At 62.4% G+C, this 3,560-nt stretch carries 5 protein-coding genes; 1 reads left to right on the forward strand and 4 read right to left on the reverse strand.

Annotation, left to right across the window (positions count from 1 at the left end; all coding sequences use genetic code 11):
• The first annotated feature begins 105 nt into the window (after nt 1-105).
• Entirely contained in the window at nt 106-921 is an 816-nt protein-coding gene (gene lgt / locus ACESMD_RS12190) for a prolipoprotein diacylglyceryl transferase (protein WP_372613533.1), read from the forward strand.
• A 272-nt stretch (nt 922-1,193) separates the two neighbouring features.
• On the opposite strand, the gene ACESMD_RS12195 is transcribed toward lgt, so the two are convergent.
• The 4 genes from ACESMD_RS12195 to ACESMD_RS12210 form a co-directional block, all read right to left on the reverse strand.
• Nucleotides 1,194-2,264, reverse strand: coding sequence for a YncE family protein (locus ACESMD_RS12195; RefSeq protein WP_372613535.1), 1,071 nt, complete (start codon nt 2,262-2,264; stop codon nt 1,194-1,196).
• A 69-nt stretch (nt 2,265-2,333) separates the two neighbouring features.
• Nucleotides 2,334-2,399, reverse strand: a complete 66-nt coding sequence (locus ACESMD_RS12200) for a hypothetical protein (RefSeq protein ID WP_372613541.1) — start codon at nt 2,397-2,399, stop codon at nt 2,334-2,336.
• A gap of 167 nt (nt 2,400-2,566) precedes the next feature.
• On the reverse strand, nt 2,567-3,148 hold the full coding sequence (gene petA, locus ACESMD_RS12205) for a ubiquinol-cytochrome c reductase iron-sulfur subunit (RefSeq protein ID WP_372613537.1): 582 nt from the start codon (nt 3,146-3,148) through the stop codon (nt 2,567-2,569).
• Nucleotides 3,149-3,272: 124 nt separating this feature from the next.
• Nucleotides 3,273-3,560: isoprenylcysteine carboxylmethyltransferase family protein (locus tag ACESMD_RS12210; RefSeq protein WP_372613539.1), on the reverse strand; the 288-nt coding region annotated here is incomplete at its 5' end.

Genomic DNA, 3,560 nt, shown 5'->3' on the forward strand with positions numbered 1-3,560 from the left:
CTTAGTCTCACGACAGAAGGCATTCAGCCTGAATTCAGGAGAAGAGTATAGGGTTAATTGTAGGAAGCCGGGTCAACGGCATAGTGAATGAAACAAGGGTGATATATGATCCAGTATCCTATAATCGATCCCGTAGCCATCTCCCTTGGACCACTGCAGATCCATTGGTATGGCCTCATGTATGTCGTTGGCTTTATCGCCGCTTGGTGGTTGGGTCGACGGCGTGCCCATCGTGTAGGTTTGAAGCACGATGATATCGGCGATCTGCTCTTTTATGGCGCCTTGGGCGTCGTGATCGGGGGACGCCTCGGCTATGTGCTCTTCTACGGGCTCGAGCGCTTGCTGGCCGACCCCCTTTGGCTATTCAAGATCTGGGAGGGCGGCATGAGCTTCCATGGGGGGCTCATCGGGGTATTGATCGCGACGGTGGTCTTTGCCCGCAAGCATCGCCTGGCTTTCCTTCAGTTGAGCGACTTCATCGCACCACTGGTTCCGATCGGGCTCGGTGCCGGCCGTCTCGGCAACTTCATCAATCACGAGTTGCCGGGTCGTGTCAGCGAGGTGCCCTGGGCCATGGCCTTCGCCCACCTCGGGCCGGAGCCACGGCATCCTTCGGCGCTCTACGAGTTCGCCCTGGAGGGCGTGGTGTTATTTGTCGTGCTGTGGTGGTTCTCCCGGCAGCGGCGCCGGCGTGGCCTGATCTCCGGCCTGTTCCTGTTGCTGTATGGGGCCTTCCGCTTTGTGGTGGAATTCGTGCGCCTGCCCGACCCACAACTGGGCTTCATCGCTTTCGACTGGCTGACCATGGGGCAGTTGCTGACGCTCCCGATGCTTATTGCAGGCATGGCACTGGTCGCTTGGTCGCGCTATCAGCCCATGGAAGCGACGAAACGGGTCGACAAGCCACGCCCATCGACTTGATGACTAGGGTGTCCGACATCAACCTGGTCACCCGGCACCTGAAGTTCGTCGACCAGAATGTGATCGTATGGGCTGCCTGTTCAGCAGCGGCATTCCGATGACCAGCGCGCCGATGATCTCGGCGCGATACCAGCCGAAGCTGCGATCTTCGTCTGCCAAGCGGAGATGGCCATGCCACGATCGCTCGACGGCATATGCCCGGCATGGCCATGGCCCCCTTGATGTGTACTATCTGTCGTCTGCCCCTCCCGGTTGGCAGCAAAAAGCTGATCCTATCGCGCGTCGAGTGATATCTGATGGCCTATGCCATCGAGCGCAATGGTGTGCAGGACGTCGAGGGAAGTCGGGTCGATTACCCAGAGCTTGCTTTCCTCACGACTGGTGACCAGCAAGCGACCGTCGTCCGGGGCCACCGCCAGATGGTAAGGGGCCGGGGCCAGGTCGATACTCTGCCGAGTCCCGTCGCCGAGCGTGATGCGGACTAGGCGGTTGTCACCCTGGCTCGTCGCGTAGAGGGTTCGGCCGTCCGGGCTCAGACCGACACCATGGGGAGCGTCGCCTACCTCATGCTCACCCGCCACGCTGCCGGTAGGCAGGTCGAGTGCAACGACTCGACCGGCCGAGCCATCGTTGATGTAGAGCCGCTCGTCGCCAGGCGAGAGCACCATATGCTCTGGGCTGCCGCCGACACGCATGTTTCGCTCGACGAACCAGTGCTGGGTATCGATCTCGCTGACCGTCCCGTTACCCGTGTTGCTGACCAGAAGCGATTGACCGTCTTCGGCTTCGACGACGTAGTTCGGGGCCGGTCCCGTTGCCACCGTCTCGACAAGCTTGCCGGAATCCAGCGAGACGACGCTGATGCCACCCCCCATGGGATGAGTCGAGACGGCATAGCGGCCATCGGCCGTCACCAGGACATGGTGAACCGGACCGGGGACTTCCAGCTTTCGCACGATGGCATTGGTGGTCGTATCCACCACATACAGCAGGCCGGTGTTCTGCTCATCCGCCGCGGCCTTTTCTCCCCCACCGTGATGGGCTGCATGTTCGTCTTCCGTCACGTCCTCCGGGCGACTGACGCTTTCCTCGACATCGCGTGCGGTGAGGCTGCCGGCGACCAGGTATCGACCGTCCGGCGTCAGTGCCGACCCGTGCGTATTGAGGGTATCCGGAATGGTGGATGTCACCTGGTAGCTCTCCAGGTCGATGACGCCTACGGCATCTGCCGAGCCCATCGGCACGAAGGCGCGACTACCGGCTGCCATCGCGGTCATCGATGCGCCCATCATGACACCCGCCACGATTGCGTTGAGCCATTGCCTCGTTGAGTTGCGTTCCATCGTTGGTACCTCTTTTTTGCCAGAGACGCCGCGGGATGTCAGGCCCACAGGGCGCTGTCCACACGGCAGCTAGTTGTGTTGGGTCCTGAAAATAAGCGCCATGCCGACCTCGGAGTCGCGCTTGAAGCCGCCGATGCCCGGGCCATGGCCCGCGCCCGTCCAGGATCATCTCGTAGTCGAAGTCGAGCAGTGGCGGCTTGCCGGCCTGCTCATGCTCGAGCATGTTGTCGGCACGCTGGCGCTTGCGCGGAGCGTGGCAAGCCGAGGGTGCTTTGGCTGTCATGGAGAATTGCCTCTAGTGTTCAGGATGTCGTTAATTGGGGGTCGACACCGATCTCGAGCCGGGTATCGGACAGGAAACGGTATGGCGGAATCACCAGGTTGGTCGGCGCCGGCACCGCCTTGAATACGCGGCCGGCGAAGTCGAATTTGGAGCCGTGGCAGGGACAGAAGTAGCCGCCCGGCCAGTCGTCGGTGACCGAGCCGAGCTCCGGCCGAAACAGGGGCACGCAGCCGAGGTGGGTGCATATGGCGATGACCACCAGGTACTCCTCCTTGAGCGAGCGCAGTGGCCCGGTGATATAGCTCGGTTGCTGTGATTCCACCTCGGCGAGCGGATCGCGGAGCCGGTCGGAATCTGTCAGCGTCGCCAGGCGATCAAGGATCGCCGGGGTGCGGCGCAACACCCAGATGGGCTTGCCGCGCCATTCCACGGTGACCTGCTGGCCCGGCTCCAGTTTGCTGATGTCGACCTCGACGGGGGCGCCGGCGGCCCGGGCACGCGCACTGGGCTGCCAGGAGGCGATGAAGGGCACCGCCGTGAATGCCGCTCCGATGCCGCCGACCACCATCGTCGCGCCGACGAGAAAGCGTCTGCGTTTCATGACAACCTCCCGAATATCTCGCCCTCAGGTGCGCCGATCGCACGTACGAGCTGTCCGCCAATGGGGAATAAATCGCGGCGTTTGTGCCGCGTAGGCCTGCCATTCCTCACCGAGAACTGGCGCACTATCTCGAGCTCTTCAGGATCGTCAGGCGCGAGTACATCCATACCAGCACCGGAAACATGGCCAGGGTCAGCAGCGTGGGCCACTGCAGCAGGAAGCCGAACATCACCAGCACGAAGCCGATGTACTGCGGATGCCGCACCCGAGCATAGGGTCCACCGGTCGCCAGCACACCCCGGCGCTGGGCCGCATAGAGCACGCGCCAGCCCGCGGCGATGAGGTAAAACCCGGCGACGATGAACACCATGCTCAGGATATGGAAGGGTCCGAAGTGCGGGTTGGCCTGCCA

The sequence above is a fragment of the Halomonas sp. genome (assembly GCF_041689495.1).
In the GTDB taxonomy this organism is placed as follows: Bacteria; Pseudomonadota; Gammaproteobacteria; order Pseudomonadales; family Halomonadaceae; genus Halomonas.

Bases quoted from the DNA above. Each gene is read 5' to 3' on its own strand.
- petA (WP_372613537.1), bottom strand. From the start codon at position 3,148: ATGAAACGCAGACGCTTTCTCGTCGGCGCGACGATGGTGGTCGGCGGC.
- ACESMD_RS12195 (WP_372613535.1), bottom strand. From the start codon at position 2,264: ATGGAACGCAACTCAACGAGGCAATGGCTCAACGCAATCGTGGCGGGT.
- lgt (WP_372613533.1), top strand. From the start codon at position 106: ATGATCCAGTATCCTATAATCGATCCCGTAGCCATCTCCCTTGGACCA.